This window comes from Streptomyces sp. NPDC025833, assembly GCF_055558055.1.
Genome location: NZ_JBVHNF010000015.1, coordinates 228,617 through 248,256, shown reverse-complemented (window position 1 = coordinate 248,256; position 19,640 = coordinate 228,617). Strand labels below are relative to the sequence as shown.

Below are 19,640 nucleotides of genomic sequence, written 5' to 3'. Positions count from 1 at the left end.
GGCCGGGGGGCCGCCGCCGCCCCCCGCCCGGCCCCCCCCCCCCCCGGGGGGCGGGGGGGGGGCCCCGGGGGCCCCCCCCCCGGGGGGGGCGGCGCGGGGCCCCCGGCGGGGGGGGGCCCCCGCCACGGCCGTGTCCGCGGACAGGCGCCCTCAACGGGAGGGGGTTTCCGTGGCAGGGTGGAGCGGGCAGGCCTACGGGGGCCAAACAGAAGAGGGGGAGTCCGTGACCGTCGTCTGGATCAACGGCGCGTTCGGCGCGGGGAAGACCACCACCGCACGCGAACTGATCGAACTGATCCCGAACAGCACGCTCTTCGACCCCGAGGTCATCGGCGGGGCGCTCACGCACCTGCTGCCACCCAAACACCTGGCCGGGACCGGTGACGTCCAGGACCTGCCGATCTGGCGCCGGCTGGTGGTCGACACCGCCGCCGCGATGCTCGCCGAGCTGGGCGGCACCCTCGTGGTGCCCATGACCCTGCTCCGCCAGGAGTACCGCGACGAGATGTTCGGCGGCCTCGCCGCCCGCCGCATCCCCGTGCACCATCTGCTCCTCGCCCCGGCGGAAACGATCCTGCGTGAGCGGATAGCCGGGCGGGAGCTGCCGCCCGACGACCCCGACGGCGAGATACGCACGCGGCAGTGGGCCCTCGACCGCATCGAGCCCTACCGGACCGCCCTCGCCGCCTGGCTCACGGCCGACGCCCACCCGCTCGACACCAGCGGGCTCACCCCGTACGAGACGGCCCTGCGCATCGCCGACGCCGTGGGGGGCGGTGCCGTGCCCGCCTGCGACATCGTGCAGACACCCGAGCCGACCGCCGAGACGCTGGCCGCCGGGGTGCTGCTCTTCGACGAGCACGACCGGGTGCTGCTCGTCGACCCCACCTACAAGCCCGGCTGGGAGTTCCCCGGCGGTGTCGTGGAACGGGGCGAGGCGCCGGCCCGCGCCGGGATGCGCGAGGTCGCCGAGGAGACCGGGATACGGCTGCGGGAGGTGCCCCGCCTGCTCGTCGTGGACTGGGAGCGGCCCGTGCCGCCCGGCTTCGGCGGGCTGCGGCTGCTCTTCGACGGCGGCCGGCTGGAGGCCGGCGCGGCGTCCGAGGTGCTCCTGCCGGGCCCCGAGCTGCGCGGCTGGCGATTCGCCACGGAGCAGGAGGCCGCCTCGATGCTGCCCCCGGTCCGCTACGAGCGACTGCGCTGGGCGCTCCGCGCACGCGAGCGGGGCAGGGCCCTCTACCTGGAGGCCGGGGTGCCGGTCGGCTGACGGGCGGGGAGCCGCCGTCCGTACCGTGCCCGGGCCGGCCGGCACGAGCTGCCACCCACCGGTTGCCCGCGCCGGGCCGGGGCCTCAGCCGAGCGCGCGGAGCGCCGCGGAGGCACCGGTGAGCACGGGGGCGCCGTGGCCGAAGCAGGCGATCTCCGCGTCGAGGGCCGCCAGGCGGCGTACGGAGGACAGCAGTCGGGGCCGGTCCAGGTTGAACACGCCCGGCAGCGGCGTGCCGTCGGCCGGTGCCGCCGCCACCGTGTCGCCGGTGAACAGCACTCCCCGCGCCGGCAGGTGCAGCGCGATGCTGCCGTCCGTGTGCCCCGGGACGTGGACCACGTGCGCGCCGCCGCCGAAGCCGAGCACGTCCCCGTCGGACACCTCGGTGACCGCGGGCGGCGGCAGCGGTGTGCCCCCAGGCAGCAGGCGGACCGCCGCCGCGTGCAGCGGGCGCTCCCACTCCGTCAACCGCGGTGCCGGACCGGGCCGTTCGCCCCGCACGAACGGGGCGTCCAGCCGGTGCGCCAGCACCTCGGCACCGCTCAGCGCGGCGAACTCGCCCGCCCCGCCGGCGTGGTCCTCGTGGAAGTGGGTCAGGACGACGCGCCGTACGTCCCGGGGCGCGCGCCCCAGCGCGGTGACCGCGTCGGCGATGGCCCGGCCGGAGCCGGCCGGGCCCGCGTCGATCAGGGTCGAGCCGTCGTCGTCGTGCCAGAGGTAGGCCTGGCCGACGGGGAAGCGCAGCAGGTGCAGCCGGGGCAGCAGTTCGATGACGTCCATGCCCCGACGGTAGGCAGGGCCCCCGCCCGGGGGCGAGGGTCCTCTGCTCCGGGCAGAAGGGCTCAGCCCGCCGCGTAGTTCCGCAGGAACAGCGCCTCGGCGACGGAGAGCCGCTCCAACTCCTCGGGGGACACGCTCTCGTTGACAGCGTGGATCTGCGCCTCCGGCTCGCTCAGGCCGATGAGCAGGATCTCCGCCCGCGGGTACAGGCCCGCGAGGGTGTTGCACAGCGGGATGGAGCCGCCCTCACCGGCGTACTGCATCGTCTCGCCCGGATAGGCGACCGCCATCGCGTCGGCCATCGCCTGGTACGCCGGGCTGGTGGCGTCCGCGCGGAAGGGCTGGCCCTGGCCGACCGTCTCGGTGGTGACCCGGGCGCCCCACGGGGTGTGCGCCTCCAGGTGCGCCTGGAGCAGCTTGCCCGCCTCGGCGGCGTCCACGCCCGGCGGCACCCGCAGGCTGATCAGCGCGCGGGCGCTGGAGTGCACGGACGGGGTGGCGCCGACGACCGGCGGGCAGTCGATGCCGAGGACGGTGACGGCCGGGCGGGCCCACAGGCGGTCGGCGACCGAGCCGTCGCCGATCAGCCCGACCTGGTCCAGCACCTTGGCGTCCGCGCGGAACTGCTCCTCGGTGTACTCCAGGCCCTCCCAGGTGCCGGTGGCGTCCAGTCCGTCGACCGCGGTCGAGCCGTCCTCGGCGCGCAGCGAGTCCATGACGCGGATCAGCGCGGCCAGCGCGTCCGGGGCGGCACCGCCGAACTGGCCGGAGTGCAGGTTGCCGGCGAGCGTGTCGATCCGCACCCGGACCAGGGTCATGCCGCGCAGCGTGGTGGTGACCGTGGGCAGGCCGACGCGGAAGTTGCCCGCGTCCCCGATCACGATGGTGTCCGCGGCCAGCAGCTCCGGGTGTGCCTCGGCGTACCGCTCCAGGCCGCCCGTGCCCTGCTCCTCCGAGCCCTCGGCGATCACCTTGACGTGCACGGGGACGCCGCCGTTCGCCTTCAGGGCGCGCAGCGCGAGCAGGTGCATGATGACGCCGCCCTTGCAGTCGGCGGCCCCGCGGCCGTACCAGCGGCCGTCACGCTCGGTCAGCTCGAACGGCGGGCTGGTCCAGCCGGCCTCGTCGAGCGGGGGCTGCACGTCGTAGTGCGCGTACAGCAGAACCGTTTTGGCACCCTCCGGGCCCGGCAGGTAGCCGTACACGGACTGCGTGCCGTCCGGGGTGTCGAGCAGCGACACGTCGGTGAAGCCCTCGGTGCGCAGCGCGTCGGCGATCCAGTTCGCGGCGGCCTCGCTCTCGCTCCTCGGGAACTGCGCGAAGTCGGCCACCGACTTGAAGGCGACCAGCTCGGCCAGCTCCGCCCTGGCCCGGGGCAGCAGCGAGGCGACGGTCTCGGCGACCGGATTCGACGACATGGGCACGCTCCTCGTGGGTGCGACGTTGTACGCGGTGAGTACACCGATCCTCCCACAGCGGTCCGCGCGGACGGCCGCCGTAGGATGCGACAGGACACTTGGCAGCGGCTTGATCGGAGCGGTAGACCATCGTGAGCGGCGAGAATTCTTCGGCGGACGACGTACAGCGGGTGTGGGACGTCGTCGTGGTGGGCGCGGGCCCCGCGGGCGCCTCGGCCGCCTATGCGGCGGCGGTTGCGGGACGGCGCGTGCTGTTGCTGGAGAAGGCGGAGTTGCCCCGCTACAAGACCTGCGGCGGCGGCATCATCGGTCCCTCGCGCGACGCGCTGCCACCCGGCTTCGAGTTGCCCTTCCGGGACCGGGTGCACGCGGTCACCTTCTCCAACAACGGGCGCTTCACCCGCACCCGCCGTTCCAAGCAGATGATGTTCGGGCTGATCAACCGCCCGGAGTTCGACCAGCAACTGGTCGAGCACGCCCAGAAGGCGGGCGCCGAGCTGCGCACGGGCGTCACGGTGCAGCGGGTCGAGCAGCACGGCTCGGCGGTGCCGGACCGGCGGACGGTCGCCGTCGTCCTCCAGGGCGGGGAGACGGTGCTGGCCCGCGCGGTGGTCGGTGCCGACGGCAGCGCCAGCCGGATAGGGGCCCACGTCGGCGTGAAGCTCGACCAGGTCGACCTCGGCCTGGAGGCGGAGATCCCGGTGCCGGAGACGGTCGCCGAGGACTGGAAGGGACGGGTCCTCATCGACTGGGGCCCGATGCCGGGCAGTTACGGCTGGGTGTTCCCGAAGGGCGACACCCTGACCGTCGGGGTGATCTCGGCGCGCGGTGAAGGCGCCGCCACCAAGCGGTACTTGGAGGACTTCATCGCCCGGCTGGGCCTCGCCGGCTTCGAACCGGCGGTCTCCTCCGGGCACCTGACCCGCTGCCGCGCCGACGACTCCCCGCTGTCCCGGGGCCGGGTGCTGGTCTGCGGGGACGCGGCCGGGCTGCTGGAGCCGTGGACGCGCGAGGGCATCTCCTTCGCGCTGCGCTCGGGCCGGCTGGCGGGGGAGTGGGCGGTCCGCATCGCGGAGGCGCACGACGCCGTGGACACCCGGCGCCAGGCCCTGAACTACGCCTTCGCGATCAAGGCCGGGCTGGGCGTCGAGATGAGCGTCGGCAAGCGGATGCTGGCCGTATTCGAGAAGCGCCCGGGCCTCTTCCACGCGGCGCTGACCGGCTTCCGCCCGGCATGGCGGGCGTTCCGGGACATTACGCAGGGCTCGACCACGCTGGGCGAGCTGGTCCGGTCCCACCCGATCGCCCAGCGTGCGCTGGCCCGGCTGGACCGCGGGGCGGCGGTGCCGGCCGAGCAGCCCGAGCGGGACGAACCGGCCGAGGAGCCCGCCGCTTCGTGAGGGGCCGGCGGGCTCCCGGGGGCCCGCCGGCGCGGCGGCGACCGGCCGGCCGCCTGAGCCGGGTACTCCCCGGGGAGTACCCGCACCCACCCCGGCCGGCCGACGCCGCCGCGCCCGGCGGCGTCTAGCGTGGCCCGCATGGAAGAGCAGCACCCGGGCGGCCCCGCGCACTGGTGGCGGTACGGGCCGCCGTGGTGGCACCGCCCGGACGGCCCCGAGGCGCACCGCGCCCGCCTGCCCTGGCGCTCCACCGCCCTGATCACCGCGGTCGTGCTGGTGGGCAGCACCTTCGCCGGGCACGCCCGGCAGGACCGGGTGCCGCTCGACGGCTCCGCGCGCCTGCTGCTGCTGACCGCCTCGGTCCTGCTGCTGTGGCGCCACCGCCGCCCGGTGCCCGTCGTCCTCGGCACGGCGGCGGCGGTCCTCGCCTACCTCGCCCTGGGCTTCCCCTACGGCCCGGTCTTCCTCACCGTCGCGGTCGCCTGCTCCGGCGCGGTCGTGGCCGGGCACCGGCGGGCCGCCTGGACGGCCGTCGGCGCGCTGTGGGCCGGCCACGTCCTGGTCGCGCTCTGGCTCTACCGCTGGCTCCCGCCCGCCGGGGACCGCGCCGCGGGCGTGGGACAGGAGATCGTCGTCGCCACCTGGGTGCTGGCGATCGCCGCCCTGTCCGAGCTGGCCCGCGCACGGCACGAGCAGTGGGCGCGCGAGCGCGCGGACCGGGCCGCGGCGGCGCGGCGGCGCGCGGACGAGGAGCGGCTGCGCATCGCCCGCGACCTGCACGACGTCCTCGCGCACAGCATCTCCGTCATCAACGTGCAGGCGGGCATGGGACTGGCGCTGCTCGACAGCGATCCCGAACAGACGCGGGCCGCGCTCACCACCATCAGGTCCGCCGGCAAGGAGGCGCTCGGCGAGGTGCGCCAGATCCTCGGCGCCCTGCGCGCACCGGACGCCCCGCGCGCCCCCGCCCCCGGCCTGGACCGGCTGCCGGAACTGGTGGAGCAGGCCGCGGCGGCCGGCCTGACCGTCGTCACCGAGGGCCGGCCGCCGCGGCTGCCGCCCGGCGCCGACCTCGCCGCCTTCCGCATCCTCCAGGAGGCCCTCACCAACGTCGTACGGCACTCCGGCTCACGGCACGCGCGCGTGCGCTTCGGCCACGGCGACGGCGTCCTGCGGCTCCGGATCGACGACGACGGACCGGCGACCGGCACGGACGCCGGGGGCAGCGGGAACGGGCTGGCCGGGATGCGGGAACGGGCCGCCGCCCTCGGCGGCACCGTCGAGGCGGGCCCGCGTCCGGGCGGCGGCTTCCGCGTGCTCGCCGTCCTGCCGGCGGGCCCCGGGGAGGACCGGTGACCCGGGTCCTGCTGGCGGACGACCAGTCGCTGGTGCGGGCCGGATTCCGGGCGCTGCTCGACGCGCAGCCGGACATCGAGGTGGCCGGGGAGGCGGCCGACGGCGAGGAGGCGCTGTGCCGGGTGCGCGAACTCACCCCGGACGTCGTCCTCATGGACATCCGCATGCCGCTGCTCGACGGCCTGGCCGCGACCCGGCGCATCACCTCCGACCCGGGCTCGGCGGCCGTGAAGGTGGTCGTGCTCACCACCTTCGAACTCGACGAGTACGTCTTCGAGGCGATCCGCGCGGGCGCCTCCGGGTTCCTGGTCAAGGACACCGAGCCCGCCGAACTCCTGCGCGCGGTACGGGCGGTGGTCGAGGGTGACGCCCTGCTGTCGCCGGGGGTCACCCGCCGGCTCATCGCCGAGTTCGCCGCCCGCTCCAAGGAACCCGCGGCGGCCGGCGCCCTGGCCCGGCTGACCGAGCGCGAGCGGGAGGTGATGGCGTTGGTCGGCATCGGTCTGTCCAACGCCGAGATCGCCCGCCGGCTGGTGGTCAGCCCGCTCACCGCCAAGACCCACGTGAGCCGGACGATGGTGAAGCTGGGCGCCCGGGACCGGGCTCAACTCGTGGTGCTGGCCTACGAGTCCGGACTCGTGCGGCCGGGCTGGCTGGGGTGAGCGGCGCACCGGCGGGCGCGGGCGGTGCGCCGGGCCCGGTGCGCCGGTGCCGGCGCCGCGCGAGAACCGCCGCCTCTGCTACGGTGCGCCCATGGCGGCGAAGACGGCCGAACAGGAGCTCGTGGAGCGGTGGCGGGGAATACTGGACCTGCACGCCCGCACCCAGTGCGAACTTGACCGGGCGCTGCACGGGCACGGTCTGTGCGGCAGCGACTTCGAGGTGCTCGACCTGCTGGCCGACGGCGCGGCGGACGACGGCTGCGGCTACCGGGTGCAGGAGATCTCCGACCGGATCCACCTCAGCCAGAGCGCGCTGTCCCGGCTCGTCGGCCGCCTGGAGAAGGAGGGCCTGGTCGACCGGGCGATGTGCGCGGAGGACCGGCGCGGGGTGCGGGTGGCGCTCACCGCGAAGGGGCGCGGGCTGCACGCCGAGGTACTGCCGCTGCAGCGCGCGGTGCTGGCCCGGATGCTCGCCGACGCGGACTGACGCGGCCGACGGCACCCGGACGCCCCCGCCGCGGGACCGCAGGGGACGGGGGCCCTGGGTGGCCCCTCCGGCAAGGCCGTCCGTTCCCACGGCATGGCACGCGCACGGCCGCCGGGTGGACCGTACGGCGCGCCTCGGAGCCCGTGGCGGTCCGGCCGGGGCCGAGCCGCCCGCACGCGCTGACCGGCGTCAGCCCAGCACCCGCCGCGTCGACATCCCGATGACCGCGGCCACCGCGGCGAGCGCGGCCACGCTGGTGAGCGCGGCGGGCAGGGAGAACACCTCCGCCATGAACCCGATCGCGGGCGGCCCGAGCAGCATGCCGCCGTAACCCAGGGTGGACGCGACCGCGACGCCGGACGGGCCCGCGAGCGCCCCCGCCCGCTCCACGGCGACCGGGAACAGGTTGGCGAGGCCGAGCCCGGTGACGGCGAAACCGGCCAGCGCCGCCCAGACGGCGGGCGCGAGCGAGCCGAGCAGCATGCCGGCCGCCGCGACCGTGCCGCCGGCGATCACCGTCCGGGCCCGGCCGAGGCGGGCCAGCAGCGCCGAGCCGGTCAGCCGCCCGGCGGTCATGGCGAGCGCGAAACAGGCGTACCCGGCCGCCGCGGTACCGGCGGAGGCCGCGAGGTCCTGCCGGAGGTGGAGCGCGCCCCAGTCGGCCATCGCGCCCTCGCCGTAGGCCGTGCACAGCGCGACGAGTCCGAAGACGACGACGAGCCCGCGCCCGGCGGGCCGCTCGGCGCCGCCGCCCCGCCCCGCCGTCGGCGACGCGGCGGACCTCGGCCGTGCGGACTCCTCCTGGACGGGCCCCGGCGGCGCGGACTTCGGCGGATCGGGCTCCGGTGGTGCGGACTTCGGCGGATCGGGCTCCGGTGGTGCGGGGGAGTCGTACCGCAGCAGGGTGCGTCCGGCGACGGCCGTGACGAGCAGCCCGGTCAGGGTGAGACCGAGGAGGTGGCGGGTGGGGGAGAGGGACCCGGCGACCAGTCCGCCGAGGCCCGCGCCGACCATCCCGCCCAGGCTGAAGGCCGCGTGGAAACTCGGCATGACCGGCCTGCGCAGGGCGGCGACCAGGTCGACGGCCGCGCTGTTGAAGGCGACGTTGACACCGCCGTAGGCCGCGCCGAACAGCAGCAGGACCGCTCCCAGCGCCGGCGCGGAGCGGGTCAGCGGCGGCAGCGCGACGCTCAGCGCGAGCACCACCATGCAGACCACGGTCACCGGATGGCTGCCGTAGCGGCGGCACAGCCGGCCGGTCAGCGTCATCGTCAGCACGGCCCCCACGGAGACGCCGAGCAGCGCGAGTCCGAGGGCGCCGGCGGAGGCGTGCGTCCGGTGCTGGATGTCGGGGATGCGGACGACCCACCCGGCGAAGACGAAGCCGTCCAGGGCGAAGAACGCGGTGATCGCCGCACGCAGTGCCGTCAGGCCCCGGCCCGGCACGACGCTGTGCGTTCGGGTTTTGTTCAGTATCGGCACAAAGTGCAGAGTACGGCCGGGCCGGGGGGTGGGCAAGGGATCGCGGGCCCGCTCCCGGACCCCGCGTCCGCCGCGCGCCGGCGGCCGGAACCGGCGGCAACACGGGTGTACCGGACGTACGTGCCGGTGACGAGCGGAACACCTGTGCGGGTCCACCGGCGGCCGGCGGTGGGCCGCGCGCGGGGGGCCGCCCGTCCGTGCCTGCTCATCCGCCGTGCCGGCCCGGTGCGCGGCACGCGGCGGGACAACGGCGTTGGGGCGCGGGCCTGTTCGGGGAGTGGACGGATGTACGGGTTCCGCGGCGCGGAGCGGATACGAGACGGTTAATGCTTGCTCACAAGCTGGTTGCGGACGGGTGAGCGCGCCATGATGGGCCCATGACGTTGGCCTCGCGCGCACTCGCGCAACTGGCGACCTGGCCGGACCTGAGACAGACCGTCCCGAGCTGCGGTCTGGGACAGGCGATGAGTTCCGCCGAGGGCGAGATCGCCCACTTCCACTCGGAGCGGGACGTCGATCTGCGACTCACCGACCGGGCCGTCCGGCGGTTCGCCAAGGACCTCAAGCGCTCGGGCGCGATCCGGATCGTGCCCGGCTCCCAGTGGGTCACCCTGCGCCTGGACGCCGCGAGCGACGTCGACCTGCTGCTGACCCTGGTGAGCGTCGCGCTCCAGGCCCCGCAGGCGTGGCCCGATCCGGCCGACCGGCCGTCGGCGGGCTGCAACGACCAGCGGGGCGCGGGCTTCGTGAAGGCGGACTTCGGCGGGATCTGACCTCCCGAGGCCCGGCCCGGTCCTCCCGGTGCGGCGCGGTCGTACGACGGCCGCCCCGGCCCGACGCGTCACGCCTCGTGCCACTGCCGCTGCCGGTCTCGCTGCGGCGCGATCGTGCGGCGAAGGCGCCGGGTGGCTCCACCCGCGGCGTGCGGAGCGGTCCGGGACCGCCCGCCCCGCGTCACACCGCCAGCACCCGGACGCCCGCCTCCTCGAACCGCCGTACCGTCTCCGGCTCCACCGCCGCGTCCGTCACCAGCGTGTCCACCAGTTCGGCCGCGCAGATGCGGGCGAACGCCCGGCGGCCCAGCTTGCTGGAGTCGGCGGCGACCACCACCCGCTCCGCGCGCTCGCACAGCAGGCGGTTCACGGCGGCCTCCGCCTCGTCGTGCGCCGCCGCCCCGTGCGCGACGTCGAAGCCGACGACGCCGAGCACGGTGACGTCCAGCGTGACCTGGCTCAACACCCCGTCCGCGAGCGGGCCGATGAGTTCGTACGACTGCGCCCGCGCCACCCCGCCGGTCACCACGATCTTGAACTGGGGGCGCACGGCCAGCTCGTTGGCGATGTTCAGCGCGTTGGTGACGACGGTCAGGGCCGGCGTTCCGGTGCCGAGGTCGCCGCGCACGGCCAGGGCGCGGGCCACCTCCGTGGTGGTCGTGCCGCCGGTCAGCCCCACCGCCTCGCCGGGGGCGACCAGTTCGGCCACCGCCTTGGCGATGCGCTGCTTCTCCGAGGCGCGCCGAGCCGTCTTGTAGCGCAGCGGGAGCTCGTACGACACCCCGTGCACGACCGCCCCGCCCCGGGTGCGGACCAGCATCTGCTGCTCGGCGAGCTGGTCGAAGTCCCGGCGGATCGTCGCCGCGGACACCCCCAGCCCGGAGGCCGCCTCCTCCACCTCCAGCCGGCCGCGCTCCACGAGCAGTTCCAGCAGCGCCTTCCAGCGGGCGTCCCGGGACATCCGCAGCCTCCGTTCCCTTCCTCCGGCGGGCCGTCGTCCGCTGCCGCGGCCGTTCTCCGGCCCGCCATCCGGCCGCCACCGGCCGGCCTGCACGGCCGCCTGCGGCCTCCCGGCGACCCTAGCGCACCTCCACCGCAACCGAATGCTTGATTGTGCTTGAAAGCTCCCTATATCTTGCAGGAACAATCAGCAGGGGAGGGTGTGGGCATGACCCATGTCGAGAACGAGCTGAACAGCCAGCCGGAGTGCTGGATACGGGCGGCCGAGCAGGCGGAGCGGGTCCGGGACGCGCTGCCGTGGCCGGGGGAGCGGGTCGCCGTAGTCGGGTGCGGGACGTCGTACTTCATGGCCCAGGCGGTGGCCGCCCTGCGCGAGGGCACCGGGCAGGGTGAGACGGACGCCTTCGCCGCCTCCGAGTTCCCCTACGGGCGGTCGTACGACCGGGTGGTCGCCCTGACCCGCTCCGGCACCACCACGGAGGTGCTGGAACTGCTGGACAGGTCCGCCGGGCGGACGCGCGCCACCGCGATCACCGCGGACCCCGCCACCCCGGTCAGGGCGGCCGCCGACGACCTCGTCGTCCTGGACTTCGCCGACGAACGCTCCGTCGTCCAGACCCGGTTCGCGACCACCGCGCTCACCCTCCTGCGCGCGCACCTCGGCCTGCACACCGACGCCGTCGTCGCCGACGCGCGCACCGCGCTGGCCGATCCGCTGCCCGAAGGGCTCGTGGAGTGCGGGCAGTTCACCTTCCTGGGGCGCGGCTGGACGGTCGGGCTCGCCAACGAGGCCGGCCTGAAGATGCGCGAGGCGTCCCTGTCCTGGACCGAGGCGTATCCGGCCATGGAGTACCGGCACGGCCCGATCAGCGTCACCACCGAGGGCACGGCCACCTGGATGATCGGCACGGCACCCGAGGGGCTCGCCGCGCAGGTCCGCGCCACCGGCGGACGGTGGATCGAGGGGGAGCTTGACCCGCTCGCCGAACTCGTGCGCGCCCAGCGGCTGGCCGTCGCCGTCGCCGCCGCCCGGGGACTCGACCCCGACCGGCCGCGGCACCTCACCCGTTCGGTGATCCTCGCCCCCTGAGCCCGTCGCCGTACAGGAAGGACACCCCGTGCCCCTCGTGCCGACCGGCGACCTGGTCACCCCGGCCGCCGCAGCCCGCACCGCCGTCGCCGCGTTCAACGTCATCACCCTGGAACACATCGAGGCCGTCATCGCCGGCGCGGAGTTCGCCGGTGCGCCCGTGGTCCTCCAAGTCAGCCAGAACGCCGTCAAGTTCCGCTACGGACGGCTCCTGCCGCTGGCCCGCGCCGCCGTCGCCGCCGCCGAACGGGCCGCCGTACCCGTCGCGCTGCACCTGGACCACGTGCAGAGCGGCGACCTGCTGCGCCAGGCGCCCGGGGCCGGGTTCGGTTCGGTCATGTTCGACGCGGCCGGTCTGCCCTACGACGACAACCTCGCCGCCACCCGGGCCGCGGCCGACTGGGCGCACGCCCAAGGGCTCTGGATAGAGGCCGAGTTGGGGCAGATAGGGGGGAAGGACGGCAAGCCCCCGCTCGACGCGCACGCCCCCGGCGCCCGCACCGACCCCGGCCGGGCCCGGGACTTCGTCGCCGCCACCGGTGTCGACGCCCTCGCCGTCGCCATCGGCAGCGCGCACGCCATGACCACCCGCACCGCCGAGCTGGACCACGGGCTGCTCGGCCGGCTGTCCGCCGCGCTGACCGTGCCGCTCGTGCTGCACGGCTCCTCCGGCGTGCCGGACGGCCAACTGGCCGCGGCGGTCGGCGGCGGCATCGCCAAGGTCAACGTCGGCACCGCCCTCAACATCGCGATGACCGGCGCGATCCGTTCGTTCCTGGCCGCCCACCCGGAGGCCGTCGACTCGCGGAAGTACCTCGGCGTCGGCCGGGAGGCCATGGCGGAGGAGGTGGCCCGGATCATCGGCGTCCTCTCCCGCACCCCCGTCACCTGACCCGACCCGCGCCCCGCCCCGGCACATGCCGGGGCGGCCCGCCCGGCGTCGCGCCCGCCTGGTGGCCAGGCGGCGGCCTGCCTATGGTGGGTGAACGACGTCCCGAGGCGCCCGGCACACCGGAGAGCACCCGATGAGAATCCACCTGTCCAGCGTCTTCGTCGACGACCAGGAGAAGGCGCTGCGCTTCTACACCGACGTCCTGGGCTTCGTGAAGAAGCACGACGTCCCGCTGGGCGGGGACCGCTGGCTGACCGTGGTCTCGCCGGAGGACCCCGGCGGCACGGAACTGCTGCTGGAGCCCTCCGGGCACCCCGCGGTGCGCCCCTACCGGACGGCGCTGGCCGAGGACGGCATCCCCGCCACCTCCTTCGCCGTCGACGACGTGCGGGCCGAGTACGCCCGGCTGCGCGGGCTCGGGGTGCGGTTCACCCAGGAGCCGGTGGCGATGGGCCCGGTCACCACCGCCGTGCTGGACGACACCTGCGGCAACCTGATCCAGCTCGTGCACAGCGAGTAGGACGGCGAGCAGGACGGCGAGGACGACCCCGGCCCGCCCTACCCGTTCTTGACGGCCTTCAGCACGACGAACTTCGGGTCGCTCGCCACCAGCCGGCTGTTCCCGAACAGCCGCTTCAGCTTCACGTGGTACCCGAGGTGCCGGTTGCCGATCACCCACAGCTCGCCGCCCGGCCGCAGGGCGCGCTCCGCCCCGGCGAACATCCGCCACGCCGTCGCGTCCGTGGTCGCCTGGTGCGAGTGGAACGGCGGATTGTTCAGGACCAGGTCCACGCTGCCGGGCGCGACCCCGGCCAGCCCGTCGCCCACCCGGAACTCCGGGTGCCCCGGCACCCCGTTCGCCTTGTACGTCGCCTCCGCCGACGCCACCGCCTGGAACGACTCGTCCACGAAGAGCACCTCGGCCGCCGGGTCGGCCAGCGCGACGGCCGTGCCGACCACGCCGTTGCCGCAGCCGAGGTCCACCACCCGCGCGGCGCCCGGTCCGGGCAGGTGCCGCAGGAGGAAGCGGGTGCCGATGTCCAGCCGCTCGGCACAGAAGACACCCGCGTGGTTGACCACCGTGTGCCCCGACACCGCGCCGACGCCGTCCGGGAGGCCGTAACTGTGCGGCCACGGGTTCGCGGGCCGCTCCAGCGCCGGGTCCGGGGCGCAGAGGATCAGCCGGGCCTTCTGCCGCGCCAGCGAGGTCCGGGTCGGCCCGAGGATCCGCTCGAACAGTCTCAGGGTCGAGGTGTGGATCTCCTTCACCATCCCGGTGCCGACCACGACCGTGCCCGCGTGCACCGCGGGCGCCAGCCGCAGGAGCTGGTCCTCCAGCAGCGCCAGGCTCTTGGGCACCCGCACCAGCAGCACGTCCACCCGCTCCGGCGGCGGGTCCTGCGTGGTCAGCAGCCGCACGGCACCCGGCTCCACGCCGGCCCGCGCCAGGTTCGCCCGGGTCGCCTCCTGACCGAGGAAGGAGTCGGTGATCTGCGTCGGCCGGTGGGCCGCCAGGGCCGTGACCAGCGCCCCCCAGCGGTCGCCCACCACCACGACCGTGCCCGTGAGCGGCACCTTCTCCTCGGCGAGGTGGCGCAGCAGGTACGCGTCGGAGGCGTCCCAGGCACGCAGCGGGTCGCGGGGATCCTCGGGGAAGCGGGTCAGCTCGACCTCGCCCCACGGTGTCGTCATACGGTCGCTCATCGTGCGTCCAGGCTAGCCGAGCCGCAGATCAGAGGCCGTGGGGCAGGATGGGGGCATGGAGGGCGAACTGTTCCCCCGGGAGCGCGCGGAGGTCGCGCCGGGCGCCGTGCACGTCCCGGACTGGCTGGACCCCGGACAGCAGCGCGCCCTGCTCGCCGCCTGCCGGGTGTGGGCCCGGCCCCCCGCCGGGCTGCGCGCGGTGCGCACCCCGGGCGGCGGCACGATGAGCGCCCGCCAGGTCTGCCTGGGCTGGCACTGGTACCCGTACGCCTACGCCCGCACCGTCGTCGACGGCGACGGCAGCCCCGTGAAGCCCTTCCCGGACCGGCTCGGCGAGCTGGCCCGGCGCGCGGTGGCCGACGCGCTGGGCCCGTCCGCCGTACCGGCCGCGCCGTACGACATCGCACTGATCAACTTCTACGACGGCGACGCCCGCATGGGCATGCACCGCGACGGCGACGAACACGCGGACGCGCCGGTGGTCTCCCTGAGCCTCGGCGACACCTGCGTGTTCCGCTTCGGGAACACCGAGACGCGCACGAAGCCCTACACCGACGTAGAACTGCGCAGCGGCGACCTGTTCGTCTTCGGCGGCCCGGCCCGGCTCGCCCACCACGGCGTGCCGAAGGTCCGGCCGGGCACCGCGCCGGGCGGGCTGGGCCTCGACGGGCGGCTGAACATCACCTTGCGGGTGAGCGGCCTGTAGCCGCCGGGCAGGGGCCGTCCCGAGTGCGGATCATGGGAGACTCGCCCTCATGAGCGGCAAGGCGGAACCCCGGACGGCGGGGGAGCGGACCACCTCGAGGGCGCGGCTGGACCGGGGGCGCGGCGCGCTCGGGCCCGCGCTGGAGCTGGTGCACACCGGACGGGCGCCGACCCGGGCCGTGCTCACCGCCGAACTCGGTGTCACCCGGGCGACGGCCGGCGCGGTGGCCGCCGAGCTGGCGGCGCTCGGCCTGATCCGGGTGGACGCCCGGCCCGGCTCCGCCGCCGGCTCGCAGGGGCGCCCCTCGCACCGGCTGGAGGTCGCCGAGGACGGACCGGTGGCTCTCGCCGCGCAGATCCACGCCGACGGGTTCCGGGCCGCGCTGGTCGGCCTCGGCGGCCGGATCGTCGCGACCGCGCCCGGCTGCGAGACGGTCGACGCCGACCCGGCCAAGGTGCTCGGCTCCGTCGTCGAGGCGGGCGCCGAACTGCTCCGCGAGACCGGGCGGCGCTGCGTCGGCGCCGGACTCGCCGTACCGTCCGCGGTGGCCGAACCCGACGGCCTCGCCCTCAACCCGCTGCACCTCGCCTGGCCCGTCGGCGCCCCCGTCCGGCGGACCTTCACCGAGTGCGTGCGCGCCGCCGGCATCGAGGGGCCCGCCTTCACCGGCAACGACGTCAACCTCGCCGCGCTCGCCGAGCACCGGCACGGCGCCGGGCGGGGCGCCCGCGACCTGCTCTGCGTGGCCACCGGGCACCGGGGCGTGGGCGGCGCGCTCGTCCTGGACGGCCGTCTGCACACCGGCAGTGCGGGTCTCGCGCTGGAGGTCGGGCACCTCACGGTGAACTCGGAGGGCCGCCCCTGCCACTGCGGCAGCCGCGGCTGCCTGGACGTGGAGGCGGACCCGCTGGCCCTGCTCGTCGAGGCGGGCCGGGAGCCGGGGCCCGAGGTGTCGCTGCTCCGGCAGGCCGACGACCTGCTGCGCACGCAGTACGACGACCCGGCCGTCCGCACCGCCGCCGAGGCGCTCGTCGACCGCCTCGGGCTGGGCCTGGCGGGGCTGGTCAACATCCTCAACCCGGACCGCATCATCCTCGGCGGTCTGCACCGCACCCTGCTGGAGGCCGACCCGGGCCGGCTGCGCGCGGTGGTCGCCGACCGCAGCCTGTGGGGCCAGAGCGGCGGCGTCCCCATCCTGCCGTGCACCCTGAACCACAACAGCCTGGTGGGCGCGGCCGAACTCGCCTGGCAGCCGGTGCTGGACGACCCCCTGGCCGCGCTGACCGGCGGCTAGCCACCGGCCGCGGACCGCCGGCCCCTTCACCGGCGCCGGCGCGCACCGCCCGGCGCCGACCGGGGTCCGCTGCCGTCAGTACGTCACCGTGATCCGCCGCCCCGGACCGTCCACGGTGACCCAACCGGAAGGACCACGCCTTCGCGCGGCCCGTCAACAGGGCGGGGAAGCGCGCGAGAAGACCGCGCTCGCCCATGGTGCGCAGGATCCGGGCGGGTACCGGGCCTGCCCCCGGCCGACCGTGCCCCGGCGGGTGAGTGCGTCGAGGCCGTGGTGGCCCGCCGTACGGGCGTCCGGGCCGGTGGTGCACGGCTCGATGCGGTCAGGCAGCTGCACGGTCCGGCGGTTCGGCGGTGCGGGTCCGGTGGTGCGGACGGTCCGTGCTCCGCTCGCCCGGGACGGCATGGCGGCGGTGGTCGTGCACGTCGCGCCCGCCGAGGTCACCGCCCCGGGACCGTGCGGACGCGGGTCACCACTGCCGCCCGTGCGGGAGCCGGTCCCGGCCGGGTGCGGACAGGTGCAGCACCTCGAAGACATCGCCGTCCGCCCCGGGGGCGCCGTGCTCCCAGAGGGAGAAGTGCACCATTTCCCAGCGGTGCGCGTCCACGGCCGCGGCCGCCAGCACGGCGCCGTCCCCGGCCGCGAGGTCCTCCGCCTCGGCCACCGCGTCCTCCATCAGGGACGCCAGCTCCGTGCCCTCCGGCACGGGCCGGCGCCGCCGCACCGCGAACGCGGGCCGTCCGCCGCCGCCCTCGGCGTGGCCGAGACCGGTCCACTGCCGCACCGCGGGTCTGCCGAAGTCGTCGACGATTCCCTGGAAGGGGCCGCCCCACAGGAAGCGGTTCATGCCCTCGGCCGTGTTCCACAGGTAGAACGGCGCGTACTGGTTCACCGGCGAGCCGTGCGCCCCGCGTTCGCGCACCAGGTACGCCTTGAGGCCGAGGCCCTCCCAGTCGTCCAGCAGCCGGCCCACCCGGGCCACCCGGGACCGGATGATGTCCATGTCGTAGTCGGCCGGGAGGGTCACCTCGTACTGCAGGGCGTGCATCGGCGGTTCCTTTCGTGGTGACGGTCGTGGTGACGTTCGAGGCCGGGCACGGTGGCCGGCGGTCGTGCCCGCACCCGCTGGGTACCGCGCGGGTGACTCAGTCCGCCCGGCCGCGGCCGGCCGGGGCGAGCAGGGAGAGCAGCCCGCGCACCCCGGCGTCGAAGGCGGCGGGCGACCCGGAGGCGCGGGCGAGGACGTAACCGCCCTGCACGGTCGCGAAGACGGCGGCGGCGACGTCCTCACCGCTGAGGCCGGGCGCGAACTGCCCCTGCCGCTTGCCCTCCTCGACGATCCCGGCGATCCGCTCGCGCAGGGCGGCGATCGTCTCGTCGACCGGCGCGCGCAGTTCCTCGCTCGCCATCACGTCCGGGTCCATGGTCAGCCGGCCGACCGGGCAGCCGCGCAGCACGTCGCGCTCGCGCAGCAGGTACGCCTCGATGCGCTCGTACGGGGTGCCCGGGCCGCCGAGCACGGCCTCGGCGGCCGCCCGCAACTCCTCGGCGGTGCGCCGGACGGCGGCCAGGGCGAGATCGGGCTTGCCCTTGAAGTGGTGGTACATGCTGCCCTGCCCGGCCCCCGCCCGCTCCAGGATCGCCTTGGGGCTGGTGCCGACGTACCCGCGCTCCCACAGCAGCTCGCGGGTGGCCTCGATCAGTCGTTCCGAGGTGCTCATGCGGGCACTGTACATACTGGTAGTTACAGATCACCAGACCGCACGCCCCCTGCCCTCCTGTCCCGCCTACTCCCGGGGAGGTAGGCGCGGTGCCGCCGGCCGCACGACGCCGTGGAGCTCCCGCCGGGGGAGCATCGACGCAGCATCCGGAAACCCGAACGGCGAAGGAGACGACCGAAGATGCATACCCTGGCGAACTGGGACGGCGGGCCCGGCCCGTGGATCCTGTTCCTCCCGCTGATCTGGGCGGTGGTCGTGACCGGCGCCGTCACGGTCCTGCGCCGTACCGCCCGCCGTGGGCGTGGTGGCCCCCGGCGGGCCCTGGACACCGGCCGCCCCGTGGGCGACTCCCCGCTCGCCGTTCTCGGCCGCCGTTTCGCCTCCGGCGAGATCGACGAGGACGAGTACTGGCGTCGCGTATCCGTTCTGGAGGAGCACTTCGGCGGGGCGGGAGGCAGGGGTGCGGCATGACCGCCCGGCGGCGCCGCTCCTGTTCGCCGCTGACGAAGACTCACCCGCCCCCGCGGTGCCGGACCGCGTCGGCCTCAGGCGGTTGCCGGAGCAGGCCGCCCTCCAGCGGGCGAGCACTTCTCCGGACGCGGTGGCGGCCCGCTCGGGGCGGGCCGTGTCCGGACGCGCCCGCACCGCCCCGGCGCCCGCCCGGCCGACCACTCGCCCCGGTTCGGCCGGGCACTCCACAGCCGTGGCGGTCCGTGTGGGGCGGGGGAGCCCTCGCCCCGGAACGCCGGGCTCCCGCGACGCGAACCAGGGCGGGCAGTTGCGGGGCCGGCCACCCGCCCGGTCAGCCGGGAACGGCGGACCGGGCGACCGGTGGTGGTCCGGCCGCGGGCGAGGCGGGTCCCGCGGCGGGTGCGGGCCTCCCGGAAGGGGCGCTCCCCCTCGGGGCGGCGGTGCTCCCGGGAGGGGCGGCGCCCCGCGCGGCGGCGGGCATCGGTGCCGGGGCCGAGACCCTCGCCGGGACCGGCGCCCCGGCCGGAACGGCGGCCCCCACCGGTACCGGAGGCCCGGCGGGAACGCCCTCCGGCGCCGCGGGCCCCGCCGTGACGAACGCCGGCGTGGCCCTCGGCCGTACCGCCTCCGTCTGCGCGGACCGTACCGCCCCCGCCTGTGCGGGCCGTACCGCCTCCGACCGGGGCGGCCTGGCCGGGCGGCTGTGGACCGGCTCCGGGGCCGGCAGCGTGAACCACACGACCTTGCCGTCCGCGCCGTCCGGCCGCGCCCCCCAGCTCTCGCTGACGGCGGCGACCATGGCCAGGCCCCGCCCGCACGTGGCCAGCGGTGTGGCCTCCGGCGCTCCTGCGGCGTCGGCCGGCACCGGGAGGCGCGGATCGTGGTCGCGCACCGAGACCGTGAGCCGGTCCGGCAGCAACTCCAGCTCGACGGTGCACGACTTGTCGGGCCTCGCGTGCCGGTGGACGTTGCTCAGCAGCTCCGTCACGCCGAGCGCGGCGCGGTCGATCAACGGGTCGAGATGCCAGTAGCGCAACTGCGCAGATACGATTCTGCGGACCTGGCCGATCCGCGACGGCAGGGCTTGGAGCTCCACCGTGCAGTGCCTGCTTGGATGACTGATCACGGCTGCGACTCCCCGATGTGAGGTCCGGAGGAACCGGAGTAAACACGGAGA

19 protein-coding genes and 1 pseudogene are annotated in these 19,640 nt (G+C 75.8%); 12 read left to right on the top strand and 8 right to left on the bottom strand.

What is annotated here, in order from left to right; translation table 11 throughout:
* The first annotated feature begins 223 nt into the window (after positions 1-223).
* A complete protein-coding gene (locus tag ACZ4K2_RS26965) occupies positions 224-1,267 on the top strand; it encodes an NUDIX hydrolase (RefSeq protein ID WP_467476103.1) in 1,044 nt (347 codons plus the stop codon).
* An 84-nt stretch (positions 1,268-1,351) separates the two neighbouring features.
* Here the strand turns inward: ACZ4K2_RS26965 and ACZ4K2_RS26960 are convergent, their stop codons facing one another.
* Both ACZ4K2_RS26960 and ACZ4K2_RS26955 read right to left on the bottom strand, forming a co-directional pair.
* Entirely contained in the window at positions 1,352-2,047 is a 696-nt protein-coding gene (locus ACZ4K2_RS26960) for an MBL fold metallo-hydrolase (protein WP_467476104.1), read from the bottom strand.
* Positions 2,048-2,109: 62 nt separating this feature from the next.
* Entirely contained in the window at positions 2,110-3,465 is a 1,356-nt protein-coding gene (locus tag ACZ4K2_RS26955) for a M20/M25/M40 family metallo-hydrolase (protein WP_467476105.1), read from the bottom strand.
* Between the two features lie 131 nt (positions 3,466-3,596).
* On the opposite strand from ACZ4K2_RS26955, the gene ACZ4K2_RS26950 reads away from it, so the two are divergent.
* The 4 genes from ACZ4K2_RS26950 to ACZ4K2_RS26935 all read left to right on the top strand — a co-directional run bounded on the left by ACZ4K2_RS26950 (position 3,597) and on the right by ACZ4K2_RS26935 (position 7,370).
* Entirely contained in the window at positions 3,597-4,865 is a 1,269-nt protein-coding gene (locus ACZ4K2_RS26950) for a geranylgeranyl reductase family protein (RefSeq protein ID WP_467476107.1), read from the top strand.
* A gap of 138 nt (positions 4,866-5,003) precedes the next feature.
* Positions 5,004-6,221 (top strand): sensor histidine kinase, encoded by a 1,218-nt coding sequence (locus ACZ4K2_RS26945; protein WP_467476109.1) that lies wholly within the window; start codon positions 5,004-5,006, stop codon positions 6,219-6,221.
* Entirely contained in the window at positions 6,218-6,883 is a 666-nt protein-coding gene (locus ACZ4K2_RS26940) for a response regulator transcription factor (RefSeq protein ID WP_467476111.1), read from the top strand. The genes ACZ4K2_RS26945 and ACZ4K2_RS26940 overlap by 4 nt, the downstream gene beginning before the upstream one ends.
* Positions 6,884-6,974: 91 nt before the next feature.
* The gene (locus tag ACZ4K2_RS26935; RefSeq protein ID WP_467476113.1) at positions 6,975-7,370 is read left to right on the top strand and encodes a MarR family winged helix-turn-helix transcriptional regulator; all 396 of its coding nucleotides are present in this window, start codon (positions 6,975-6,977) and stop codon (positions 7,368-7,370) included.
* 189 nt (positions 7,371-7,559) lie between these two features.
* On the opposite strand, the gene ACZ4K2_RS26930 is transcribed toward ACZ4K2_RS26935, so the two are convergent.
* The gene (locus ACZ4K2_RS26930) at positions 7,560-8,816 is read right to left on the bottom strand and encodes an MFS transporter (protein WP_467476574.1); all 1,257 of its coding nucleotides are present in this window, start codon (positions 8,814-8,816) and stop codon (positions 7,560-7,562) included.
* A 413-nt stretch (positions 8,817-9,229) separates the two neighbouring features.
* Here ACZ4K2_RS26930 and ACZ4K2_RS26925 point away from each other — a divergent pair, with 413 nt between their 5' ends.
* Positions 9,230-9,625 carry a luciferase domain-containing protein gene (locus ACZ4K2_RS26925; protein WP_467476115.1) on the top strand — a complete coding sequence of 132 codons (396 nt, stop codon included), beginning with the start codon at positions 9,230-9,232 and terminating at the stop codon, positions 9,623-9,625.
* Positions 9,626-9,806: 181 nt separating this feature from the next.
* Here ACZ4K2_RS26925 and ACZ4K2_RS26920 read toward each other — a convergent pair whose 3' ends face one another.
* Entirely contained in the window at positions 9,807-10,586 is a 780-nt protein-coding gene (locus ACZ4K2_RS26920) for a DeoR/GlpR family DNA-binding transcription regulator (RefSeq protein ID WP_467476118.1), read from the bottom strand.
* A 207-nt stretch (positions 10,587-10,793) separates the two neighbouring features.
* Here ACZ4K2_RS26920 and ACZ4K2_RS26915 point away from each other — a divergent pair, with 207 nt between their 5' ends.
* The 3 genes from ACZ4K2_RS26915 (at position 10,794) to ACZ4K2_RS26905 (ending at position 13,087) form a co-directional block, all read left to right on the top strand.
* Positions 10,794-11,675, top strand: a complete 882-nt coding sequence (locus tag ACZ4K2_RS26915; protein WP_467476120.1) for an SIS domain-containing protein — start codon at positions 10,794-10,796, stop codon at positions 11,673-11,675.
* A 28-nt stretch (positions 11,676-11,703) separates the two neighbouring features.
* Positions 11,704-12,567, top strand: a complete 864-nt coding sequence (locus tag ACZ4K2_RS26910; protein WP_467476122.1) for a class II fructose-bisphosphate aldolase — start codon at positions 11,704-11,706, stop codon at positions 12,565-12,567.
* A gap of 133 nt (positions 12,568-12,700) precedes the next feature.
* Complete coding sequence (locus tag ACZ4K2_RS26905; RefSeq protein WP_467476125.1) at positions 12,701-13,087, top strand: VOC family protein; 387 nt, start codon at positions 12,701-12,703, stop codon at positions 13,085-13,087.
* A gap of 38 nt (positions 13,088-13,125) precedes the next feature.
* Here the strand turns inward: ACZ4K2_RS26905 and ACZ4K2_RS26900 are convergent, their stop codons facing one another.
* Positions 13,126-14,259 (bottom strand): methyltransferase, encoded by a 1,134-nt coding sequence (locus ACZ4K2_RS26900; RefSeq protein WP_467476126.1) that lies wholly within the window; start codon positions 14,257-14,259, stop codon positions 13,126-13,128.
* A gap of 67 nt (positions 14,260-14,326) precedes the next feature.
* Here ACZ4K2_RS26900 and ACZ4K2_RS26895 point away from each other — a divergent pair, with 67 nt between their 5' ends.
* Both ACZ4K2_RS26895 and ACZ4K2_RS26890 read left to right on the top strand, forming a co-directional pair.
* Positions 14,327-14,977 carry an alpha-ketoglutarate-dependent dioxygenase AlkB family protein gene (locus ACZ4K2_RS26895; protein ID WP_467476129.1) on the top strand — a complete coding sequence of 217 codons (651 nt, stop codon included), beginning with the start codon at positions 14,327-14,329 and terminating at the stop codon, positions 14,975-14,977.
* A gap of 49 nt (positions 14,978-15,026) precedes the next feature.
* Positions 15,027-16,271, top strand: a complete 1,245-nt coding sequence (locus ACZ4K2_RS26890; RefSeq protein WP_467476131.1) for an ROK family protein — start codon at positions 15,027-15,029, stop codon at positions 16,269-16,271.
* A gap of 469 nt (positions 16,272-16,740) precedes the next feature.
* Here ACZ4K2_RS26890 and ACZ4K2_RS26885 read toward each other — a convergent pair whose 3' ends face one another.
* Both ACZ4K2_RS26885 and ACZ4K2_RS26880 read right to left on the bottom strand, forming a co-directional pair.
* Positions 16,741-17,319 (bottom strand): DUF4865 family protein, encoded by a 579-nt coding sequence (locus ACZ4K2_RS26885; RefSeq protein WP_467476133.1) that lies wholly within the window; start codon positions 17,317-17,319, stop codon positions 16,741-16,743.
* 97 nt (positions 17,320-17,416) lie between these two features.
* Complete coding sequence (locus ACZ4K2_RS26880; RefSeq protein WP_467476135.1) at positions 17,417-18,007, bottom strand: TetR/AcrR family transcriptional regulator; 591 nt, start codon at positions 18,005-18,007, stop codon at positions 17,417-17,419.
* Positions 18,008-18,172: 165 nt separating this feature from the next.
* Between ACZ4K2_RS26880 and ACZ4K2_RS26875 the strand changes: the two genes are divergently transcribed.
* Positions 18,173-18,463: an SHOCT domain-containing protein gene (locus tag ACZ4K2_RS26875; protein ID WP_467476137.1), complete on the top strand. Its 291-nt coding sequence runs from the start codon at positions 18,173-18,175 to the stop codon at positions 18,461-18,463.
* Positions 18,464-19,147: 684 nt separating this feature from the next.
* On the opposite strand, the pseudogene ACZ4K2_RS26870 reads toward ACZ4K2_RS26875, so the two are convergent.
* Positions 19,148-19,589 (bottom strand): annotated as a pseudogene (locus ACZ4K2_RS26870) (ATP-binding protein); the annotation flags it as partial.
* Positions 19,590-19,640: the final 51 nt, after the last annotated feature.

Bases quoted from the DNA above. Each gene is read 5' to 3' on its own strand.
- ACZ4K2_RS26875 (WP_467476137.1), top strand. From the start codon at position 18,173: ATGCATACCCTGGCGAACTGGGACGGCGGGCCCGGCCCGTGGATCCTG.
- ACZ4K2_RS26905 (WP_467476125.1), top strand. From the start codon at position 12,701: ATGAGAATCCACCTGTCCAGCGTCTTCGTCGACGACCAGGAGAAGGCG.
- ACZ4K2_RS26895 (WP_467476129.1), top strand. From the start codon at position 14,327: ATGGAGGGCGAACTGTTCCCCCGGGAGCGCGCGGAGGTCGCGCCGGGC.
- ACZ4K2_RS26900 (WP_467476126.1), bottom strand. From the start codon at position 14,259: ATGACGACACCGTGGGGCGAGGTCGAGCTGACCCGCTTCCCCGAGGAT.
- ACZ4K2_RS26885 (WP_467476133.1), bottom strand. From the start codon at position 17,319: ATGCACGCCCTGCAGTACGAGGTGACCCTCCCGGCCGACTACGACATG.
- ACZ4K2_RS26935 (WP_467476113.1), top strand. From the start codon at position 6,975: ATGGCGGCGAAGACGGCCGAACAGGAGCTCGTGGAGCGGTGGCGGGGA.
- ACZ4K2_RS26945 (WP_467476109.1), top strand. From the start codon at position 5,004: ATGGAAGAGCAGCACCCGGGCGGCCCCGCGCACTGGTGGCGGTACGGG.
- ACZ4K2_RS26915 (WP_467476120.1), top strand. From the start codon at position 10,794: ATGACCCATGTCGAGAACGAGCTGAACAGCCAGCCGGAGTGCTGGATA.
- ACZ4K2_RS26955 (WP_467476105.1), bottom strand. From the start codon at position 3,465: ATGTCGTCGAATCCGGTCGCCGAGACCGTCGCCTCGCTGCTGCCCCGG.
- ACZ4K2_RS26890 (WP_467476131.1), top strand. From the start codon at position 15,027: ATGAGCGGCAAGGCGGAACCCCGGACGGCGGGGGAGCGGACCACCTCG.
- ACZ4K2_RS26925 (WP_467476115.1), top strand. From the start codon at position 9,230: ATGACGTTGGCCTCGCGCGCACTCGCGCAACTGGCGACCTGGCCGGAC.
- ACZ4K2_RS26960 (WP_467476104.1), bottom strand. From the start codon at position 2,047: ATGGACGTCATCGAACTGCTGCCCCGGCTGCACCTGCTGCGCTTCCCC.
- ACZ4K2_RS26880 (WP_467476135.1), bottom strand. From the start codon at position 18,007: ATGTACAGTGCCCGCATGAGCACCTCGGAACGACTGATCGAGGCCACC.
- ACZ4K2_RS26920 (WP_467476118.1), bottom strand. From the start codon at position 10,586: ATGTCCCGGGACGCCCGCTGGAAGGCGCTGCTGGAACTGCTCGTGGAG.